This window comes from Kluyvera genomosp. 3 (assembly GCF_011765685.1).
GTDB classification, from domain to species: Bacteria; Pseudomonadota; Gammaproteobacteria; order Enterobacterales; family Enterobacteriaceae; genus Kluyvera; species Kluyvera georgiana_A.
In genome coordinates this window covers 4,770,545-4,792,446 of the sequence record NZ_CP050321.1, presented here as the reverse complement: position 1 = coordinate 4,792,446, position 21,902 = coordinate 4,770,545, and the positions used below count along the sequence as shown (strand labels likewise).

General features: G+C 52.8%; 16 protein-coding genes, 4 tRNA genes and 1 pseudogene. 15 read left to right on the top strand and 6 right to left on the bottom strand.

The window, feature by feature from the left end; translation table 11 throughout:
* The first annotated feature begins 199 nt into the window (after positions 1-199).
* Both murB and birA read left to right on the top strand, forming a co-directional pair.
* Complete coding sequence (murB, locus tag GY169_RS22325) at positions 200-1,228, top strand: UDP-N-acetylmuramate dehydrogenase (RefSeq protein WP_167577148.1); 1,029 nt, start codon at positions 200-202, stop codon at positions 1,226-1,228.
* Complete coding sequence (gene birA, locus GY169_RS22320) at positions 1,225-2,187, top strand: bifunctional biotin--[acetyl-CoA-carboxylase] ligase/biotin operon repressor BirA (protein WP_163449375.1); 963 nt, start codon at positions 1,225-1,227, stop codon at positions 2,185-2,187. Before murB ends, birA begins: the two co-directional genes overlap by 4 nt.
* Positions 2,188-2,223: 36 nt before the next feature.
* Here the strand turns inward: birA and coaA are convergent, their stop codons facing one another.
* A complete protein-coding gene (gene coaA / locus GY169_RS22315; RefSeq protein WP_065358485.1) occupies positions 2,224-3,174 on the bottom strand; it encodes a type I pantothenate kinase in 951 nt (316 codons plus the stop codon).
* 423 nt (positions 3,175-3,597) lie between these two features.
* Between coaA and GY169_RS22310 the strand changes: the two genes are divergently transcribed.
* From GY169_RS22310 to rpoC, 13 genes and pseudogenes are all read left to right on the top strand, one after another.
* Positions 3,598-3,673: transfer RNA gene (locus GY169_RS22310), tRNA-Thr, on the top strand.
* Positions 3,674-3,676: 3 nt separating this feature from the next.
* Positions 3,677-3,761: transfer RNA gene (locus GY169_RS22305), tRNA-Tyr, on the top strand.
* A 119-nt stretch (positions 3,762-3,880) separates the two neighbouring features.
* Positions 3,881-3,955: transfer RNA gene (locus GY169_RS22300), tRNA-Gly, on the top strand.
* Positions 3,956-3,960: 5 nt separating this feature from the next.
* Positions 3,961-4,036: transfer RNA gene (locus GY169_RS22295), tRNA-Thr, on the top strand.
* Between the two features lie 116 nt (positions 4,037-4,152).
* Positions 4,153-4,901 (top strand): annotated as a pseudogene (locus GY169_RS22290) (GTP-binding protein).
* A 221-nt stretch (positions 4,902-5,122) separates the two neighbouring features.
* Complete coding sequence (gene secE, locus GY169_RS22285; RefSeq protein WP_064546531.1) at positions 5,123-5,506, top strand: preprotein translocase subunit SecE; 384 nt, start codon at positions 5,123-5,125, stop codon at positions 5,504-5,506.
* A gap of 1 nt (position 5,507) precedes the next feature.
* Positions 5,508-6,053 carry a transcription termination/antitermination protein NusG gene (gene nusG / locus GY169_RS22280; RefSeq protein WP_003862341.1) on the top strand — a complete coding sequence of 182 codons (546 nt, stop codon included), beginning with the start codon at positions 5,508-5,510 and terminating at the stop codon, positions 6,051-6,053.
* Between the two features lie 157 nt (positions 6,054-6,210).
* Entirely contained in the window at positions 6,211-6,639 is a 429-nt protein-coding gene (rplK, locus tag GY169_RS22275) for a 50S ribosomal protein L11 (protein ID WP_012133815.1), read from the top strand.
* Positions 6,640-6,642: 3 nt separating this feature from the next.
* On the top strand, positions 6,643-7,347 hold the full coding sequence (rplA, locus tag GY169_RS22270) for a 50S ribosomal protein L1 (RefSeq protein ID WP_064546534.1): 705 nt from the start codon (positions 6,643-6,645) through the stop codon (positions 7,345-7,347).
* Between the two features lie 295 nt (positions 7,348-7,642).
* Entirely contained in the window at positions 7,643-8,140 is a 498-nt protein-coding gene (gene rplJ / locus GY169_RS22265) for a 50S ribosomal protein L10 (RefSeq protein WP_001207203.1), read from the top strand.
* A 66-nt stretch (positions 8,141-8,206) separates the two neighbouring features.
* On the top strand, positions 8,207-8,572 hold the full coding sequence (gene rplL / locus GY169_RS22260) for a 50S ribosomal protein L7/L12 (protein WP_000028882.1): 366 nt from the start codon (positions 8,207-8,209) through the stop codon (positions 8,570-8,572).
* Between the two features lie 318 nt (positions 8,573-8,890).
* A complete protein-coding gene (gene rpoB / locus GY169_RS22255; RefSeq protein WP_064546536.1) occupies positions 8,891-12,919 on the top strand; it encodes a DNA-directed RNA polymerase subunit beta in 4,029 nt (1,342 codons plus the stop codon).
* A 76-nt stretch (positions 12,920-12,995) separates the two neighbouring features.
* The gene (rpoC, locus tag GY169_RS22250; protein ID WP_163449377.1) at positions 12,996-17,219 is read left to right on the top strand and encodes a DNA-directed RNA polymerase subunit beta'; all 4,224 of its coding nucleotides are present in this window, start codon (positions 12,996-12,998) and stop codon (positions 17,217-17,219) included.
* 193 nt (positions 17,220-17,412) lie between these two features.
* On the opposite strand, the gene GY169_RS22245 is transcribed toward rpoC, so the two are convergent.
* The 5 genes from GY169_RS22245 to thiG all read right to left on the bottom strand — a co-directional run bounded on the left by GY169_RS22245 (position 17,413) and on the right by thiG (position 21,901).
* Positions 17,413-17,730, bottom strand: coding sequence for a PTS lactose/cellobiose transporter subunit IIA (locus GY169_RS22245; protein ID WP_064546540.1), 318 nt, complete (start codon positions 17,728-17,730; stop codon positions 17,413-17,415).
* Between the two features lie 7 nt (positions 17,731-17,737).
* Entirely contained in the window at positions 17,738-18,043 is a 306-nt protein-coding gene (locus GY169_RS22240; protein ID WP_064546542.1) for a PTS sugar transporter subunit IIB, read from the bottom strand.
* A 186-nt stretch (positions 18,044-18,229) separates the two neighbouring features.
* Positions 18,230-19,771, bottom strand: a complete 1,542-nt coding sequence (locus tag GY169_RS22235; RefSeq protein WP_167577363.1) for a sensor domain-containing diguanylate cyclase — start codon at positions 19,769-19,771, stop codon at positions 18,230-18,232.
* A 232-nt stretch (positions 19,772-20,003) separates the two neighbouring features.
* Positions 20,004-21,134: a 2-iminoacetate synthase ThiH gene (thiH, locus tag GY169_RS22230; RefSeq protein WP_163449378.1), complete on the bottom strand. Its 1,131-nt coding sequence runs from the start codon at positions 21,132-21,134 to the stop codon at positions 20,004-20,006.
* Complete coding sequence (gene thiG, locus GY169_RS22225) at positions 21,131-21,901, bottom strand: thiazole synthase (RefSeq protein ID WP_167577147.1); 771 nt, start codon at positions 21,899-21,901, stop codon at positions 21,131-21,133. The genes thiH and thiG overlap by 4 nt, the downstream gene beginning before the upstream one ends.
* Position 21,902 lies beyond the last annotated feature (1 nt).

The window sequence follows — 21,902 nt, the reverse complement described above, 5'->3', positions numbered from 1 at the left end:
CAAATAAGTGAAGAAGCCCATCCTGACGGATGGGCTTTTTTGCGTCTGTGCGATCCCGTCTCACATGCCGGATGTTGGCGCCAAAGTCTTATCCGATCTCGCTCTCCTGTATTACCAGAAGCTCTTCCTCCATATAACCGCAAGCCTTCCCCATGCAGATACGGTAAACTATCGCCGATTTAGCATCAGGAAAGCAGCCATGACCCACTCCCTAAAACCCTGGAACACCTTCGGCATTGACCATTGTGCAAAGCACATCGTATGCGCTGAAAACGAACAACAACTTTTGCGCGCCTGGCAGCAAGCAACCCGTGAAGGGCTGCCGGTTATGATCCTGGGTGAAGGAAGTAACGTCCTGTTTCTGGAAGACTATTCCGGTACCGTGATCCTTAACCGTCTCAAAGGTATTGAGGTCAATGAAACCGCAGACGCCTGGCACCTACACGTCGGCGCAGGCGAGAACTGGCATCAGTTGGTTCGCTATGCGCTGGATAACAACATGCCTGGCCTCGAAAACCTCGCGCTAATCCCTGGCTGTGCAGGTTCATCCCCTATTCAGAATATCGGCGCCTACGGCGTCGAATTACAGCACGTTTGCGAGTATGTCGACTGTATTGAGCTGGCCACCGGAGAGCGAAAACGCCTCACTGCCGCAGAATGTCAGTTTGGTTACCGGGATAGCATCTTCAAGCATGCGTATCAGGATCGTTTTGCGATTGTTGCAGTTGGCTTCCGCCTGGCCAAAGCATGGCGGCCGGTGCTGACTTACGGCGATCTGACACGCCTGGATCCGCAAACCGTCACTCCGCGTGAGGTTTTCGATTCAGTCTGCCATATGCGCATGACCAAACTGCCGGACCCTAAGATTAACGGCAACGCGGGCAGCTTCTTTAAAAACCCCGTGGTCAGCGCAGAATACGCACAGACGCTGTTGGCGAACTTCCCGAAAGCACCTCATTACCCACAGGCGGACGGTAGCGTTAAGCTGGCGGCTGGCTGGCTTATCGATCAGTGTCAGTTGAAAGGTCACATTGAAGGCGGCGCAGCGGTACACCAACAGCAGGCGCTGGTACTGGTGAATATCAATCACGCCCGGAGTGGCGATGTGGTGAAGCTGGCTCATTATGTTCGCCAGCAGGTGGGCGACAAATTTAACGTCTGGCTGGAACCTGAAGTTCGCTTTATTGGTTCTACGGGTGAAGTGAACGCGGTTGAGGTAATTCAATGAAAGACAATACGGTGCCATTAACGCTTATCTCACTACTGGCCGACGGCGATTTTCACTCCGGCGAGCAGTTAGGCGAAACGTTGGGGATGAGCCGCGCGGCGATTAACAAGCATATCCAGACGCTGCGTGACTGGGGAGTCGATGTCTTTACCGTACCTGGTAAAGGCTATAGCTTACCGGAACCGATACAACTGCTGAATGCTGAACGTATTCGCAATGCGGTTGATTACGGTGATGTCGCGGTTCTCCCGGTTATCGACTCGACAAACCAGTATCTGCTCGATCGTATTGGTGAGCTGAAGTCCGGTGATGCATGCGTCGCTGAATACCAGCAGGCGGGCCGTGGCCGTCGCGGCCGTAAATGGTTCTCACCGTTTGGCGCTAACCTGTATCTTTCCATGTACTGGCGTTTAGAGCAGGGGCCCGCCGCCGCGATTGGCCTGAGCCTGGTGATTGGTATTGTGATGGCTGAAGTCCTTCAGGATCTCGGTGCGGATAAAGTGCGGGTGAAATGGCCAAATGACCTGTATCTGAATGACCGTAAACTATCCGGTATTCTCGTTGAGCTGACCGGTAAGACGGGTGATGCCGCGCAAATCGTCATTGGTGCTGGCATTAACCTGGTTATGCGTCGTGTTGAAAACGATGTGATTAACCAGGGTTGGATCAACCTGCAAGAGGCGGGGATCACCATTGATCGTAACGTTTTGGCCGCGCGCTTAATTAATGAGCTGCATGAAGCGCTGCATCTCTTCGAGCAGGAAGGCCTGGCACCATATCTCTCGCGCTGGGATAAATTAGATAACTTTATTAATCGGCCGGTGAAACTGATTATCGGTGATAAAGAAATCTTCGGTATTTCCCGTGGAATTGATACTCAGGGAGCATTATTACTTGAGCAAGATGGGGTAATTAAACCGTGGATGGGCGGTGAGATTTCGCTGCGCAGCGCCGAATAAAAAAGGGAGCTTCGGCTCCCTTTTCTTTTATCTTTTTTATTTCCGCAACCGCACTTGCTCAACGGAGTGGTTAGCGCTTTTCGTTAAAATCAGGCTTGCGCGCTCACGCGTTGGTAGAATATTTTCGTTTAGATTTCGTAGGTTAATTTCATTCCACAGTGATGTCGCGACGTTAATGGCTTCCTCTTTAGAAAGCTGCGCATAGTTATGGAAATAAGAATCCGGGTCCGTAAAGGCCCCTTCGCGGAATTTCAGGAAACGGTTGATATACCACGATTGTAATAATTTTTCAGGCGCATCAACATAAATAGAAAAATCAACGAAGTCGGAAACAAATACATGATGCGGATCGTGCGGATAATCCATCCCGCTCTGCAGAACGTTTAATCCCTCAAGGATTAAAATATCGGGATGAGTGACCGTTTTATCGCCATCAGGGATAACGTCATAAATCAGATGCGAATAGACCGGTGCGGTAACGTTCGGTACCCCGGACTTCAGGTCAGAAACGAATTTCACCAGTCGATGCATATCATACGACTGCGGGAAGCCTTTCTTCTTCATCAGGCCGCGTTCTTTAAGCACCTCGTTAGGATGCAGGAAACCGTCGGTGGTGATCAGCTCGACGCGGCGGTGTTCCGGCCAACGACTCAGCAGCGCCTGTAACACGCGCGCGGTCGTACTTTTACCCACCGCCACGCTGCCGGCAATACTGATGATATAAGGAATGCGTTGGCCGTTAGTGCCAAGGAACTGCTCCAGCACCGCCTGGCGGCGCAGGTTAGAACTAATATAGAAGTTCAATAAACGTGACAAAGGCAAATAGATCTCCGCCACTTCCTCCAGCGACAGATCTTCGTTGATACCTTTTAAGCGCGTAATTTCGCCTTCAGTCAGGGTCATTGGCACGGAATCGCGCAGCGCTGCCCACTGGCTACGATTGAACTGTAGATAAGGTGTCATTAACGTTTGCTCTTGTTTTCTCATAAGCATGTTCTGGCTACCACGCTGACTGCACGCGACGCTTCACATTCAGTTAATCAGGACAATGGGCAGGAGGTTAACACCAGATGGAAGATAAAAAGAAGAAAAAATCCAAATGAGTGGCGCTTTCGTGAGAAAACGCCACTGTTTACTCTCAACCAGGCGATTTGCCATTAATGAAGAAAGAGCGCTAAAGAAGACAATGCGAAAATCTACGCTATCCAGCCTGAACTTTCGCCCTGAATATCGTTAAAGACGAGCAAAGCATCGCGAGACTATCCGATCCACAGCGAGATTTTTGGACGTAAAACCGACGTTTTGCTGAGTTTTTACGCGCAAATGCACAAAACGTGAGCGATAGAACATTTTATGCAATTTTTTAGTTGCATGTCTCCGCAGGTCTCCATAGAATGCGCGCTACTTGATGCCGACTTAGCTCAGTAGGTAGAGCAACTGACTTGTAATCAGTAGGTCACCAGTTCGATTCCGGTAGTCGGCACCATCAGGTGGGGTTCCCGAGCGGCCAAAGGGAGCAGACTGTAAATCTGCCGTCACAGACTTCGAAGGTTCGAATCCTTCCCCCACCACCACTTTCAGGCTAAGCATTGCGAAGCCAGAGTTGGTTGGTAAAATAACTAGCTCAAACAAAGGAAAGGGAGAAATCTCTTTCCTTTGGCACAGAAAGAACTGGGTAGCCGAGTTTTAGGATGCGGGCATCGTATAATGGCTATTACCTCAGCCTTCCAAGCTGATGATGCGGGTTCGATTCCCGCTGCCCGCTCCAGACGTGCTGATATGGCTCAGTTGGTAGAGCGCACCCTTGGTAAGGGTGAGGTCCCCAGTTCGACTCTGGGTATCAGCACCACTTCTCTTCTCCCTCCCATTTCTCTCTGTTCAAATTCAAGCATTCAACAATTCAGGCGTTTTGTCTGGTTGATGTGGTGATATCACCGATTTATCCGTGTATTAGAGGGACTATCGATGTCTAAAGAAAAATTTGAACGTACCAAACCGCACGTCAACGTCGGTACTATCGGCCACGTTGACCATGGTAAAACTACCCTGACCGCTGCAATCACTACCGTTCTGGCTAAAACCTACGGCGGTGCTGCTCGTGCTTTCGACCAGATCGATAACGCACCGGAAGAAAAAGCTCGTGGTATCACCATCAACACCTCCCACGTTGAATACGACACCCCGACCCGTCACTACGCACACGTAGACTGCCCGGGGCACGCCGACTATGTTAAAAACATGATCACCGGTGCTGCTCAGATGGACGGCGCGATCCTGGTTGTTGCTGCGACTGACGGCCCGATGCCGCAGACTCGTGAGCACATCCTGCTGGGTCGTCAGGTGGTGAGAACGTTGGTGTTCTGCTGCGTGGTATCAAACGTGAAGAAATCGAACGTGGTCAGGTACTGGCTAAGCCGGGCTCTATCAAGCCGCACACCAAGTTCGAATCTGAAGTGTACATCCTGTCCAAAGACGAAGGCGGCCGTCATACTCCGTTCTTCAAAGGCTACCGTCCGCAGTTCTACTTCCGTACTACTGACGTGACTGGTACCATCGAACTGCCGGAAGGCGTAGAGATGGTAATGCCGGGCGACAACATCAAAATGGTTGTTACCCTGATCCACCCGATCGCGATGGACGATGGTCTGCGTTTCGCAATCCGTGAAGGCGGTCGTACCGTTGGCGCGGGCGTTGTTGCCAAAGTAATGAGCTAATTGCTGATAACATTTGACGCAATGCGCAATAAAAGGGCATCATTTGATGCCCTTTTTGTACGCTGTCGAACCAGAACCTGGCTCATCAGTGATTATTTTTGCCATAATCATTGCTGAGACAGGCTCTGTAGAGGGCGTTTAGTCCGAAACTTATTTCGGTTTGGATCGCCTCGCAATCGCGGGGTGGAAATGTTTGTAGAATACTTCTGACAGGTTGGTTTATGAGTGCGAATACCGAAGCTCAAGGGAGCGGGCGCGGCCTGGAAGCGATGAAGTGGGTCGTTGTTGCCGTATTGCTGATTGTCGCAATTGTGGGTAACTACCTTTATCGCGACATGATGCTGCCGCTGCGTGCGCTGGCCGTAGTAATTATTATTGCTGCAGCGGGTGGTGTCGCGCTGTTGACGACGAAAGGCAAAGCGACCGTTGCGTTTGCTCGTGAAGCGAGAACGGAAGTTCGTAAGGTGATTTGGCCGACTCGCCAGGAAACGCTGCACACTACGCTGATCGTTGCGGCGGTCACTGCGGTAATGTCACTGATCCTGTGGGGACTGGATGGTATTCTGGTTCGCCTGGTATCCTTTATCACTGGCCTGAGGTTCTAAGATGTCTGAAGCACCTAAAAAGCGTTGGTACGTCGTTCAGGCGTTTTCCGGTTTCGAAGGCCGTGTAGCGACTTCGCTGCGCGAGCATATCAAATTACACAACATGGAAGAGCTGTTTGGCGAAGTCATGGTTCCGACCGAAGAAGTGGTTGAAATCCGTGGCGGCCAGCGTCGTAAGAGCGAGCGCAAATTCTTCCCTGGCTACGTATTAGTTCAGATGGTGATGAACGACGCGAGCTGGCACCTGGTGCGCAGCGTTCCGCGCGTAATGGGCTTTATCGGCGGTACCTCTGACCGTCCGGCGCCAATCAGCGATAAAGAAGTTGATGCGATTATGAACCGCCTGCAGCAGGTTGGTGATAAGCCGCGTCCGAAAACGCTGTTTGAACCGGGTGAAATGGTTCGCGTTAACGACGGTCCGTTCGCTGACTTCAACGGCGTGGTCGAAGAAGTGGATTACGAGAAGTCTCGCCTGAAAGTGTCTGTTTCTATCTTCGGTCGTGCGACCCCGGTAGAGCTGGACTTCGCTCAGGTTGAGAAAGCGTAAGGCTGCGATCAAAAAAGCATCGATCTAATCGTTGCATAGGGCGCGAAATTGACATACAATTTCGCGCCTTTTGTTTTTATGGGCCACGGCCTGTAAAACGATTTTTATTCACGGGGAGCCTCCTTGAGGCGCTATTACCCAATTAGAGGATTTTAGAATGGCTAAGAAAGTCCAAGCCTACGTTAAGCTGCAGGTTGCAGCTGGTATGGCAAACCCGAGTCCGCCGGTTGGTCCTGCTCTGGGTCAACAGGGTGTTAACATCATGGAATTCTGCAAAGCGTTCAACGCGAAGACTGATTCCATCGAAAAAGGTCTGCCGATTCCGGTTGTTATCACAGTTTACGCTGACCGTTCTTTCACCTTCATTACCAAAACGCCTCCGGCAGCAGTTCTGCTGAAGAAAGCGGCTGGTATTAAGTCTGGTTCCGGTAAGCCGAACAAAGACAAAGTAGGTAAAATTTCCCGCGCTCAGCTGCAGGAAATCGCGCAGACCAAAGCTGCCGACATGACCGGTGCCGACATTGAAGCGATGACTCGCTCCATCGAAGGTACTGCACGTTCCATGGGCCTGGTAGTGGAGGACTAAGAAATGGCTAAACTGACCAAGCGTATGCGCGTGATCCGTGAAAAAGTTGATGCAACTAAACAGTACGACATCAACGAAGCTATCTCTCTGCTGAAAGAGCTGGCCACTGCTAAATTCAACGAAAGCGTTGACGTTGCCGTTAACCTCGGCATCGACGCTCGTAAATCTGACCAGAACGTACGTGGTGCAACTGTACTGCCGCACGGTACTGGCCGTTCTGTTCGCGTTGCCGTATTTACCCAGGGCCCGAACGCTGAAGCAGCTAAAGCTGCTGGCGCTGAGCTGGTAGGTATGGAAGATCTGGCTGAACAGATCAAGAAAGGCGAAATGAACTTCGACGTTGTTATTGCTTCCCCGGATGCAATGCGCGTTGTTGGCCAGCTGGGTCAGGTTCTGGGCCCACGCGGCCTGATGCCAAACCCGAAAGTTGGTACTGTAACGCCGAACGTTGCTGAAGCGGTTAAGAACGCTAAAGCGGGTCAGGTTCGTTACCGTAACGACAAAAACGGCATCATCCACACCACCATCGGTAAAGTGGACTTTGACGCTGACAAACTGAAAGAAAACCTGGAAGCTCTGCTGGTTGCGCTGAAAAAAGCAAAACCGACTCAGGCGAAAGGCGTGTACATCAAGAAAGTTAGCATCTCCACCACCATGGGTGCGGGTGTTGCAGTTGACCAGGCTGGCCTGAGCGCTGCTGCAAACTAATGCCTTTACGTGGGCGGTGATTTTGTCTACAATCTTACCCCCACGTTTGCTAACAAAAGTTAGCAGCTAAAAAGATTTGTTCGTTGGAGCCTGGCCTATCCAGGCCTCCGTCGAAGACCGCAGGTGTTTCGCAAGAAACTTAATGCCCTGCGTAGACGGTGACAGAACGCTAAGATTATTTTTTAAAGTACTCTTTGGCTTGTTTCTGCTCACCGTATTAAGACGCTCTTCTCGTTGAGATGAGTGAAGTGAGTTCCAGAGCATAAGCTCTGGCAAACATCCAGGAGCAAAGCTAATGGCTTTAAATCTTCAAGACAAACAAGCGATTGTTGCTGAAGTCAGCGAAGTAGCCAAAGGCGCGCTGTCTGCAGTAGTTGCGGATTCCCGTGGCGTAACTGTAGATAAAATGACTGAACTGCGTAAAGCAGGTCGTGAAGCTGGCGTATACATGCGTGTTGTTCGTAACACCCTGCTGCGTCGCGTCGTTGAAGGTACTCAGTTCGAGTGCCTGAAAGACACGTTTGTTGGTCCGACCCTGATTGCATACTCTATGGAACACCCGGGCGCTGCTGCTCGTCTGTTCAAAGAGTTCGCGAAAGCGAATGCAAAATTTGAGGTCAAAGCTGCAGCCTTTGAAGGTGAGCTGATCCCGGCGTCTCAGATCGACCGCCTGGCAACTCTGCCGACCTACGAAGAAGCAATTGCACGCCTGATGGCAACCATGAAAGAAGCTTCGGCTGGCAAACTGGTTCGCACTCTGGCTGCTGTACGCGATGCGAAAGAAGCTGCTTAATCGCAGTTATCTTTGTAAAGCATCTGCTTACGTATAAACTTATTCTGATATTCAGGAACAATTTAAATGTCTATCACTAAAGATCAAATCATTGAAGCAGTATCCGCTATGTCCGTAATGGACGTTGTTGAGCTGATCTCTGCAATGGAAGAAAAATTCGGTGTTTCCGCTGCTGCTGCTGTAGCTGTAGCTGCTGGCCCGGCTGAAGCTGCTGAAGAAAAAACTGAATTCGACGTAATTCTGAAAGCTGCTGGCGCTAACAAAGTTGCTGTAATCAAAGCAGTACGTGGCGCAACTGGCCTGGGTCTGAAAGAAGCTAAAGACCTGGTAGAATCTGCTCCGGCCGCTCTGAAAGAAGGCGTGAGCAAAGATGACGCTGAAGCACTGAAAAAATCTCTGGAAGAAGCTGGCGCTGAAGTTGAAGTTAAATAAGCCAACTTTTCTGGTTGAAGCCTGAGTAATCAGGCCGATGGCTGGTGACTTTTTAGTCACCAGCCATTTTGCGCTGTATGGCGCCAGTAGCATTTCACACTGTTTGACTACTGGTTGTCCTGACAATGCATGTTTCTATCGACGACTTAATATATTGCGACAGGGTGCTCGCTCTGTGTAAATCGCAATGAAATGGTTTAAGCGTGATAGCAACAGGTATTGCGGAAAGTGTTCCATTTTCCGGTCAACAAAATAGTGTTGCACAAACTGTCTGCCCATGGACAGATGCGTCGACTTGTCAGCGAGCTGAGGAACCCTATGGTTTACTCCTATACCGAGAAAAAACGTATTCGTAAGGATTTTGGTAAACGTCCGCAAGTACTGGATGTCCCATATCTCCTTTCTATCCAGCTTGACTCGTTCCAGAAGTTTATCGAGCAAGATCCTGAAGGTCAGTATGGTCTGGAAGCGGCTTTCCGTTCCGTATTCCCGATTAAAAGCTACAGCGGTAACTCCGAGCTGCAATACGTCAGCTACCGCCTTGGCGAACCGGTCTTTGACGTTCAGGAATGTCAGATCCGTGGCGTGACCTATTCCGCACCGCTGCGCGTAAAACTGCGTCTGGTGATCTACGAGCGCGAAGCGCCGGAAGGCACCGTCAAAGACATTAAAGAACAAGAAGTCTACATGGGCGAAATTCCGCTCATGACCGACAACGGTACCTTTGTTATCAACGGTACTGAGCGTGTTATCGTTTCTCAGCTGCATCGTAGCCCAGGCGTCTTCTTTGACTCCGATAAAGGCAAAACCCACTCTTCGGGTAAAGTGCTGTATAACGCGCGCATCATTCCTTACCGTGGTTCCTGGCTGGACTTCGAATTCGATCCGAAGGACAACCTGTTCGTACGTATCGACCGTCGCCGTAAACTGCCTGCGACCATCATCCTGCGTGCGCTGAACTACACCACTGAGCAGATCCTTGACCTGTTCTTTGAGAAAGTTGTCTTCGAAATTCGCGACAACAAGCTGCAGATGGAGCTGATTCCAGAACGTCTGCGTGGCGAAACCGCGTCCTTCGACATCGAAGCGAACGGTAAAGTGTACGTTGAAAAAGGCCGCCGTATTACTGCGCGCCACATTCGCCAGCTGGAAAAAGACGATATCAAACATATCGAAGTTCCGGTTGAGTACATCGCTGGCAAAGTCGCTTCTAAAGACTACGTTGACGAATCTACTGGCGAGCTGATCTGCCCGGCTAACATGGAGCTGAGTCTGGATCTGCTGGCTAAGCTGAGCCAGTCTGGCCATAAGCGTATCGAAACGCTGTTCACTAACGATCTGGACCACGGTGCCTACATTTCTGAAACTGTACGCGTCGACCCAACCAACGATCGTCTGAGCGCGCTGGTAGAAATCTACCGCATGATGCGCCCTGGTGAGCCGCCGACTCGCGAAGCTGCTGAAAGCCTGTTCGAGAACCTGTTCTTCTCCGAAGACCGCTATGACCTGTCTGCGGTTGGTCGTATGAAGTTCAACCGTTCTCTGCTGCGCGATGAAATCGAAGGTTCCGGTATCCTGAGCAAAGACGACATCATCGAAGTGATGAAGAAGCTCATCGATATCCGTAACGGTAAAGGCGAAGTCGATGATATCGACCACCTCGGCAACCGTCGTATCCGTTCCGTAGGCGAAATGGCGGAAAACCAGTTCCGCGTTGGCCTGGTACGTGTAGAGCGTGCGGTGAAAGAGCGTCTGTCTCTGGGCGATCTGGATACCCTGATGCCTCAGGATATGATCAACGCCAAACCGATTTCCGCAGCAGTGAAAGAGTTCTTCGGTTCCAGCCAGCTGTCTCAGTTTATGGACCAGAACAACCCGCTGTCTGAGATTACGCACAAACGTCGTATCTCCGCACTCGGCCCGGGCGGTCTGACCCGTGAGCGCGCAGGCTTCGAAGTTCGAGACGTACACCCGACTCACTACGGTCGCGTATGTCCAATCGAAACGCCTGAAGGTCCGAACATCGGTCTGATCAACTCCCTGTCCGTGTACGCACAGACGAACGAATACGGCTTCCTTGAGACTCCGTACCGTAAAGTGACCGACGGTGTTGTAACCGACGAAATTCATTACCTGTCTGCTATCGAAGAAGGCAACTACGTTATCGCTCAGGCGAACTCCAACCTGGATGACGAAGGCCACTTTGTAGAAGATCTGGTTACCTGCCGTAGCAAAGGCGAATCCAGCTTGTTCAGCCGCGACCAGGTTGACTACATGGACGTATCCACCCAGCAGGTGGTATCCGTCGGTGCGTCCCTGATCCCGTTCCTGGAACACGATGACGCCAACCGTGCATTGATGGGTGCGAACATGCAACGTCAGGCCGTTCCAACTCTGCGTGCTGATAAGCCGCTGGTTGGTACCGGTATGGAACGTGCTGTAGCCGTCGACTCCGGTGTTACTGCAGTGGCTAAGCGTGGCGGTACCGTTCAGTACGTCGACGCATCCCGTATCGTTATCAAAGTTAACGAAGACGAGATGTATCCGGGCGAAGCGGGTATCGACATCTACAACCTGACCAAATACACCCGTTCTAACCAGAACACCTGTATTAACCAGATGCCTTGCGTGTCTCTGGGTGAGCCAATCGAGCGCGGCGACGTGCTGGCAGATGGCCCGTCCACCGACCTGGGTGAGCTGGCGCTGGGTCAGAACATGCGCGTGGCATTCATGCCATGGAACGGTTACAACTTCGAAGACTCCATCCTCGTATCCGAGCGTGTTGTTCAGGAAGACCGTTTCACCACCATCCACATTCAGGAACTGGCCTGTGTGTCCCGTGACACCAAGCTGGGGCCGGAAGAGATCACCGCCGACATCCCGAACGTGGGTGAAGCTGCGCTCTCCAAACTGGATGAATCCGGTATCGTTTACATTGGTGCAGAAGTCACCGGTGGCGACATTCTGGTTGGTAAGGTAACGCCGAAAGGTGAAACCCAGCTGACGCCAGAAGAGAAGCTGCTGCGTGCGATCTTCGGTGAGAAAGCGTCTGACGTTAAAGACTCTTCTCTGCGCGTACCAAACAGCGTTTCCGGTACCGTTATCGACGTTCAGGTCTTTACTCGCGATGGCGTAGAAAAAGACAAACGTGCGCTGGAAATCGAAGAGATGCAGCTGAAGCAGGCTAAGAAAGACCTGTCTGAAGAACTGCAGATCCTCGAAGCTGGCCTGTTCAGCCGTATCTACGCTGTGCTGGTTGCCGGTGGTGTTGAAGCTGAGAAGCTCGACAAACTGCCTCGCGATCGCTGGCTGGAGCTCGGCCTGACCGACGAAGAGAAACAGAATCAGCTGGAACAGCTGGCTGAACAGTACGACGAACTGAAGCACGAGTTTGAGAAGAAACTCGAAGCGAAACGCCGCAAAATCACCCAAGGCGACGATCTGGCACCGGGCGTGCTGAAGATTGTTAAGGTATACCTGGCCGTTAAACGCCGTATCCAGCCTGGTGACAAAATGGCAGGTCGTCACGGTAACAAGGGTGTTATCTCCAAGATCAACCCGATCGAAGATATGCCGCACGATGCTAACGGTACGCCGGTAGATATCGTTCTGAACCCGCTGGGCGTACCATCGCGTATGAACATCGGTCAGATCCTTGAAACCCACCTGGGTATGGCTGCGAAAGGTATCGGCGATAAGATCAACGCCATGCTGAAACAGCAGCAGGAAGTCGCTAAACTGCGCGAGTTCATCCAGCGTGCTTACGATCTGGGCGCCGACGTTCGTCAGAAAGTCGACCTGAGCACCTTCAGCGATGATGAAGTTCTGCGTCTGGCTGAAAACCTGCGTAAAGGTATGCCGATCGCAACGCCGGTATTCGACGGTGCGAAAGAAGCGGAAATTAAAGAACTGCTGCAGCTGGGCGACCTGCCGACTTCCGGTCAGATCACCCTGTTCGACGGCCGTACCGGTGAACAGTTCGAGCGTCCGGTAACCGTAGGTTACATGTACATGCTGAAACTGAACCACCTGGTCGACGACAAGATGCACGCGCGTTCCACCGGTTCTTACAGCCTGGTTACTCAGCAGCCGCTGGGTGGTAAGGCGCAGTTCGGTGGTCAGCGCTTCGGGGAGATGGAAGTGTGGGCGCTGGAAGCTTACGGCGCCGCCTACACCCTGCAAGAAATGCTCACCGTTAAGTCTGATGACGTGAACGGCCGTACTAAGATGTATAAGAACATCGTAGATGGCAACCATCAGATGGAACCGGGCATGCCGGAATCCTTCAACGTACTGTTGAAAGAAATCCGCTCGCTGGGCATCAACATCGAACTGGAAGACGAGTAATCCTCGCTCAAACAGGTCACTGCTGCCGGGGTAATTCCCGGCAGTGGATTGTGCTAACTCCGACGGGAGCAAATCCGTGAAAGATTTATTAAAGTTTCTGAAAGCGCAGACTAAAACCGAAGAGTTTGATGCGATCAAAATTGCTCTGGCTTCGCCAGACATGATCCGTTCATGGTCTTTCGGTGAAGTTAAAAAGCCGGAAACCATCAACTACCGTACGTTCAAGCCTGAGCGTGACGGCCTTTTCTGCGCCCGTATCTTTGGGCCGGTAAAAGACTACGAGTGCCTGTGCGGTAAGTACAAGCGCCTGAAACACCGCGGTGTGATCTGTGAGAAGTGCGGCGTTGAAGTGACCCAGACCAAAGTGCGCCGTGAGCGCATGGGCCACATCGAGCTGGCATGTCCGACTGCTCACATCTGGTTCCTGAAATCGCTGCCGTCCCGTATCGGTCTGCTGCTCGATATGCCGCTGCGCGATATCGAACGCGTACTGTACTTCGAATCTTATGTGGTTATCGAAGGCGGTATGACCAACCTGGAACGTCAACAGATCCTGACTGAAGAGCAGTATCTGGACGCGCTGGAAGAGTTCGGTGACGAATTCGACGCGAAGATGGGTGCGGAAGCTATCCAGGCCCTGCTGAAGAGCATGGATCTGGAGCAAGAGTGTGAAACTCTGCGTGAAGAGCTGAACGAAACCAACTCCGAAACCAAGCGTAAAAAGCTGACCAAGCGTATCAAACTGCTGGAAGCGTTCGTACAGTCTGGTAACAAGCCAGAGTGGATGATCCTGACCGTTCTGCCGGTTCTGCCGCCAGATCTGCGTCCGCTGGTTCCGCTGGATGGTGGTCGTTTCGCGACTTCTGACCTGAACGATCTGTATCGTCGCGTCATTAACCGTAACAACCGTCTGAAACGTCTGCTGGATCTGGCTGCGCCGGACATCATCGTACGCAACGAAAAACGTATGCTGCAGGAAGCGGTCGACGCCCTGCTGGATAACGGTCGTCGCGGTCGTGCGATCACCGGTTCTAACAAACGTCCTCTGAAATCTTTGGCCGACATGATCAAAGGTAAGCAGGGTCGTTTCCGTCAGAACCTGCTCGGTAAGCGTGTTGACTACTCCGGTCGTTCTGTAATCACCGTAGGTCCATACCTGCGTCTGCATCAGTGCGGTCTGCCGAAGAAAATGGCACTGGAGCTGTTCAAACCGTTCATCTACGGCAAACTGGAACTGCGTGGCCTGGCCACCACCATCAAAGCCGCGAAGAAAATGGTTGAGCGCGAAGAAGCTGTCGTTTGGGATATCCTGGACGAAGTTATCCGCGAACACCCGGTGATGCTGAACCGTGCACCAACACTGCACCGTCTGGGTATCCAGGCCTTTGAACCGGTACTGATCGAAGGTAAAGCTATCCAGCTGCACCCGCTGGTTTGTGCGGCATATAACGCCGACTTCGATGGTGACCAGATGGCTGTTCACGTACCGCTGACGCTGGAAGCCCAGTTGGAAGCGCGTGCACTGATGATGTCTACCAACAACATCCTGTCTCCAGCGAACGGCGAGCCAATCATCGTTCCGTCTCAGGACGTGGTATTGGGTCTGTACTACATGACCCGTGACAAAATCAACGCCAAAGGCGAAGGCATGGTGCTGACTGGCCCGAAAGAAGCGGAACGTCTGTACCGCTCTGGCCAGGCTGAACTGCACGCTCGCGTTAAAGTTCGTATCACTGAATACGAAAAAGACGAGAACGGCGAGTTCGTAGCAAAAACCACACTGAAAGACACTACCGTTGGTCGTGCCATTCTGTGGATGATCGTTCCTAAAGGTCTGCCGTTCTCTATTGTGAACCAGCCGCTGGGTAAAAAAGCGATCTCCAAAATGCTGAACACCTGTTACCGCATTCTGGGCCTGAAACCGACCGTTATCTTTGCTGACCAGACCATGTACACCGGCTTTGCCTATGCAGCCCGTTCAGGTGCGTCTGTTGGTATCGACGACATGGTGATTCCGGAGAAGAAATACGAAATCATCAGCGAAGCGGAAGCGGAAGTTGCTGAGATTCAGGAACAGTTCCAGTCTGGTCTGGTAACCGCTGGCGAACGCTATAACAAAGTTATCGATATCTGGGCCGCGGCGAACGATCGTGTATCCAAAGCGATGATGGATAACCTGCAAACTGAAACCGTTATTAACCGTAACGGCGAAGAAGAGCAGCAGGTTTCCTTCAACAGCATCTACATGATGGCCGACTCCGGTGCGCGTGGTTCTGCTGCACAGATTCGTCAGCTGGCAGGTATGCGTGGTCTGATGGCGAAGCCAGATGGCTCCATCATCGAAACGCCAATCACCGCGAACTTCCGTGAAGGTCTGAACGTACTCCAGTACTTCATCTCCACGCACGGTGCGCGTAAAGGTCTGGCGGATACCGCACTGAAAACAGCGAACTCCGGTTATCTGACGCGTCGTCTGGTTGACGTTGCACAGGACCTGGTTGTTACTGAAGACGACTGTGGCACCCTGGAAGGCATCACCATGACCCCGGTTATCGAGGGTGGTGACGTTAAAGAGCCGCTGCGCGATCGCGTACTGGGTCGTGTGACTGCTGAAGACGTTCTGAAGCCGGGTACCGCGGACATTCTGGTTCCGCGTAACACGCTGCTGAACGAACAGTGGTGTGACCTGCTGGAAGTTAACTCCGTTGACTCCGTGAAGGTTCGCTCCGTTGTATCCTGTGACACCGACTTTGGTGTATGTGCGCACTGCTACGGTCGTGACCTGGCGCGTGGCCACATCATCAACAAAGGTGAGGCTATCGGCGTTATCGCTGCACAGTCCATCGGTGAGCCGGGTACACAGCTGACGATGCGTACGTTCCACATCGGTGGTGCGGCATCTCGTGCGGCTGCTGAATCCAGCATCCAGGTTAAGAACAAAGGTAGCATCAAGCTCAGCAACGCGAAGTCGGTTGTGAACTCCAGCGGTAAACTGGTTATCACTTCCCGTAACACCGAGCTGAAACTGATCGACGAATTCGGCCGTACCAAAGAAAGCTATAAAGTGCCTTACGGCTCCGTTATGGCGAAAGGTGATGGCGAACAGGTTGCCGGCGGCGAAACCGTTGCAAACTGGGATCCGCACACCATGCCGGTTATCACCGAAGTAAGCGGTTTTGTTCGCTTCACTGACATGATCGACGGCCAGACCATTACTCGTCAGACCGACGAGCTGACCGGTCTGTCTTCTCTGGTGGTTCTGGATTCTGCAGAGCGTACTGCGGGTGGTAAAGACCTGCGTCCGGCACTGAAAATTGTTGATGCTCAGGGCAACGACGTTCTGATCCCAGGCACCGATATGCCTGCTCAGTACTTCCTGCCGGGTAAAGCGATTGTTCAGCTGGATGATGGCGTACAGATCAGTTCTGGTGACACCCTGGCCCGTGTTCCGCAGGAATCCGGCGGTACCAAGGACATCACCGGTGGTCTGCCGCGCGTTGCCGACCTGTTCGAAGCACGTCGTCCGAAAGAGCCGGCAATCCTGGCTGAAATCAGCGGCATCATTTCCTTCGGTAAAGAAACCAAAGGCAAACGTCGTCTGGTTATCACTCCGGTAGACGGTAGCGAACCTTACGAAGAGATGATTCCGAAATGGCGTCAGCTCAACGTGTTCGAAGGTGAACGTGTAGAACGTGGTGACGTGGTTTCCGACGGTCCGGAAGCACCGCACGACATCCTGCGTCTGCGTGGCGTACATGCTGTTACTCGTTACATCGTTAACGAAGTGCAGGACGTATACCGTCTGCAGGGCGTTAAGATTAACGATAAACACATCGAAGTTATCGTTCGTCAGATGCTGCGTAAAGCCACCATCGAAAGCGCTGGTAGCTCCGACTTCCTGGAAGGCGAGCAGGTTGAATACTCCCGCGTCAAGATCGCTAACCGCGAGCTGGAAGCGAACGGCAAAGTGGGTGCAACCTTCTCCCGCGATCTGCTGGGTATCACCAAAGCGTCTCTGGCAACCGAGTCCTTCATCTCCGCGGCATCGTTCCAGGAGACCACTCGCGTGCTGACCGAAGCAGCCGTTGCGGGCAAACGCGACGAACTGCGCGGCCTGAAAGAGAACGTTATCGTGGGTCGTCTGATCCCGGCTGGTACCGGTTATGCGTACCACCAGGATCGTATCCGTCGCCGTGCGGCGGGTGAAGTTTCTGTTGCGCCGCAGGTTAGCGCAGAAGAAGCGACCGCGAGCCTGGCAGAACTGCTGAACGCAGGTCTGGGTGGTTCTGATAACGACTAATCGTTCACGCTAGTGCGATAAGTTGAAAAGGCCAGTCTTCGGACTGGCCTTTTTTATGGTTCCGGTAGGCCCGATAAGCGCAGCGACATCAGGTAATCATAGAGCACATTCCCGGATGGATGCGTCGCCTTATCCGGCTTACAAAAGCAAAAGGCACCCAATTGGGTGCCTTTTCTATTCCGTTGTTGTGCGCTTAGCTAACGAGTGGAATACGGCGATACAGCTCAATCATGTCGGTTGCCAGGTCCTGGATAACCATCGCGTTCATCAGGTGATCCTGAGAGTGAACGGTAATCAGGTTAACCGGCAGCTTGCCCGTGCCTTCGTCGATGCCAATCAGCTGAGTCTGTATACCGTGAGCCAGTTTGACAAACTCGCGGGACTCTTCCATCGCTTTTTCTGCGCCTTCGAAGTCGCTTTTGCGTGCCAGCTGTAATGCGGTTAATGCAGAACTACGTGCGGCACCGGCGTTGACCAGCAGTTCCATGATGATTGATTCTAAATCTTCCACGTCTTTCTCACTCCATTAACTTAAGGGCTTTCTCAAGCACAACGTCGCCTTTCATCATGCCGTAGTCCATCATATCGATGACCGCGACTTTCTTGCCCAGAGGATCTGCCAGAGCCTGCAGTTTAGCCTGCTCGTACTTCACCTGCGGACCGAGCAGAACGATATCTGCTTCGTTGATGTTCGCTTTGAATTCGGCCACTGGTACGGCTTTAATTGAGACTTCAACCCCTTTCTTCTGAGCTGCATCCTTCATACGTTGAACCAGCATGCTGGTGGACATACCTGCAGCGCAGCATAAAACGATATTCTTCATAATGCTCCCTCATGACCCGTGATGACTCATGTTTATCGCGAGCTGAAACGATCAACAACCGCTTTGCGACGATTGTGTGTAAGCCATCACAAAGATCGTCTCAAAAAACTGAAACCGGTTACATTTCCGTGCGATGAAGATATAAAAAAACCCGCAAAGCGGGTTTTCTATCACGGGGCAAAAGCGTCAGGCTTCTGAGGTTCGCTCGATACGGTTTTTGCCCTGCCGTTTAGCACGGTAGAGCGCCTCGTCGACGCTGGAGACCAGATGATCCAGCGTTTCCATATGCCACTCGCCAAGCCCGGCGCTGAAGGTGACATGCAAACCTTCCTCACGCCATGTTCGGTTGGCGACGTTCATCCGCCACAGCTCAAGCAGCGCGGCAGACTCAGCAACGTGCTCGGCGGGGAAAATGACCGCAAACTCCTCGCCGCCGTAACGGTAGAGCGACAGACCATGCGCCTGTAAGATGGCAATCCCTTCGCGCGCCACGCTGCGTAGCACAATATCGCCGCTGAGATGACCCCAGGTATCGTTGATCGATTTAAAGTTATCGATATCAACCAACGCCAGCGCAAATGACTGACGCGCGTTCATCAGCGCGGTGATGTCGGTGTCAAAGGCCCAGCGGTTCTTACAGCCGGTGAGTGAATCGACGGTGGCCTGGCGCACGTAGGCTTGCTCGCGTTCTTTGTTGGTTTCAATGGCTTTATGCAACATCACCTCAAGGCCCGGCGCGCGCTTGGTATCACCTGTCTTGATAGCGTTGATGATGTTCATCAGGATGCCGCGGGAAGCGTGGCGTAAATACAGGCCGAAGGTGATGATAATCAGACCTGCCAGCGCGAAGCCCCACGAAATGATGATGCTCTCATGCTGCGCCAGCACGCTGAGCGTATGACCCGTGACTTTATAAATCACAAACCAGTCGGGATTGCTGAACGAGTAGTAGTAATACCAGGTCCGGGTAGCCTTATCGAACACTTCTCCTTCGCCAGCCGTCATACTGCCGAGCAACTGCTCGGAAACCACCGGCTGGAAAAGCTTGCCGCTGTCCGGATGCAGCAGCGCCAGCCCCTGGCGGTTAACCACGAAGAACTCCCCCTGTACCGGCGGCCTCATCTGGCGCAGGGTATGGCTCATGGCAGCTAAATCAAAGTGGAACGCCAGCGTTCCCCTCAGTTTGCCATCGGTTGAGATCACCGGTTTTGCCAACGTAACGGTCTGCTGTTGAGTAAAAAAGTCGGTATAAGGTTGGGTATAGCGGCTGAAGATCCCCACGTCTCCCTGATGCACAAACCAGGGGCGGGTGGTGGCATTGAAAACCGGCGAGTTCTGGCGCTCAACCGCCTGCGGAGCACGCAGGTAATGTCCTTCAGTATCCGCGATGGATAGCGATGAGACCGTCGGCATCATCGACAGAAGCTGCATCATGGATTGCAACCCTTGCTCTGGATTGATATTTACGATCCTGTTCAGCTCATCGTTGCGAGCTAAATAGGTTGCAGCACGGCCCAGAATATAATCGTTTTCGTGCAGGATAGATTCGGTGTAATTGACCGCCAGGTTATGGGTAAAATTGCGGTTAATACTATGATAATCACGAATAATATCGTTACGTTGAATAATCGTAACTAGCGTAGCGATGATGACAAAACACAGAATAATGCCGGCAAAGCTAATAAAGATCGGTGTGGTAAATGACAGCCTTCTGCTGTGAGAACTCATCATGGTTTCCATTCCTGGGCAAATTGCCGAAAACCAGCGAAAACTGGCACTGCAATTTCATACACATATTTTTGACTCAATAATTATACGGTATTGAATTAAATATGAGTATTTAATCTACATCTTTAGATTAAATTGCTAGTACCAATCGGTTTTTATGAAATATTATTCCGTCAATAATTAGGAATAGGACGAGGTTAATTTCCTCGTCCTGAATAAGTGTAGACGACTTTTAGCGCTGGATCCCACGCCCCAGCCAGCTGTCCCAATCTTTCCATACCGGCTGAAGTCCGCGAGCGGCGAGCGCGCCGGCCACTTCGTCAGGCGTCCTGCCATCGTGAGGAGAAAACTGCTCAAGCTCAGGATGATTATCGGCGTAGCCGCCGGGCTGCGTTTTTGAGAATGCGCTAACGTTGTTGATCGCCAACGGAATCACGCGATCGCGGAACCACGGAGATTCACGGGTAGATAGCGACAACTCCGTATCTGGCGAAAACAAGCGGAAGGCGCAGATGGTCTGTACCAACTGACGCTCGTCCATCAGCGATGCCGGTTCAATTCCACCTGCACAGGGCCGCAGGCGGGGGAAGGAGATGGCGTAGCGGCTTTTCCAGTAACGTTGCTGGAGCCACAGCAGATGCTCAGCGACCATAAAACAGTCAACCCGCCAGCTATCGGACAAGCCAATCAGCGCGCCGAGGCCGATTTTATCAATCCCGGCCTGGCCGAGCCGGTCCGGGGTGTCGAGTCGCCAGAAGAAGTCCTGCTTTTTTCCCTTGAGATGATGCCGGGCATACATCCCTTCGTGATAGGTCTCCTGATACACCATCACGCCATCCAGCCCCAGCGTCTTGAGCTCGGCATACTCCTCGGTTGCCAGCGGCTGCACTTCCATATGTAGCGAGGAAAACTGGCGGCGAATGGCCGGGAGATGGCGGCGGAAATAGTCCATGCCGACTTTGCTCTGGTGCTCGCCGGTCACCAGCAGAAGGTGCTCAAAGTGCAGCGCCCGGATGGCGGCGCACTCGCGGGCAATTTCAGCCTCATCCAGCGTCTTACGCTTGATGCGGTTGCTCATGGAGAAGCCGCAGTAGGTGCAGTCGTTGGCACAGAGGTTTGAGAGATAAAGCGGCACGTAGAAACTGACGGTGTTGCCAAAGCGTTGTCGGGTCAGCCTTTGTGCCCGCTGCGCCATCGGTTCCAGATAATCGGCGGCGGCGGGGGAGAGCAACGCCATCAAATCGTCCCGACTAAGATGCGCGGCGTTCAGCGCGCGCTCCACGTCGGCGGCGGTTTTACCATTGATGCGCAGGCGAATATCGTCCCACTCCAGTTGCCGCCAACGGTCGCTGAAGGTTTTCATGACAGGGGCTCCAGAAATCCGGTGAGCGGGCTGGTGGCGCTGGCGTAGGTGCTACGATTACCCGGCACCGCCTGACGCGCCAGTACTCCCGCTTCTACAGCCAGGCGGAAAGCGGTTGCCATCATCACCGGATCGTCCGCCACGGCAATCGCCGTGTTGACCAGCACCGCATCAGCGCCCATTTCCAGCGCCTGCGCCGCATGGCTGGGCACGCCGATCCCGGCGTCGACCACCACCGGCACGGTGGACTGCTGGATAATAATCTCCAGCATCGCTTTGGTTTCCAGCCCCTGATTCGAACCGATAGGCGCGCCGAGCGGCATCACCGCCGCGCAGCCGACCTCTTCCAGCCGTTTGCACAGCACCGGATCCGCGCCGCAGTACGGCAGCACCACAAAACCCTGCTTCACCAGCGCCTCGGCGGCTTTCAGCGTTTCGATCGGATCCGGCAGCAGCCAGCGGGCATCCGGGTGGATTTCTAATTTCAGCCAGTGGGTACCCAGCGCTTCCCGCGCCAGTTGCGCGGCGAAGATCGCCTCTTCGGCGGTTTTCGCCCCGGAGGTATTGGGCAGCAGCGTGACGCCCGCTTCAATCAGCGGCGCCAGAATCGCATCGTTGTGCTGGCGCAGGTCCACGCGCTTCATCGCCAGCGTCACCAACTGGCTGCCGGAAGCGCGAATTGCCTCGACCATCAGTTGCGATGAGGCAAACTTCCCGGTACCGGTGAACAGATGTGAATCAAACGTTTTGTCGGCAATACGTAACATC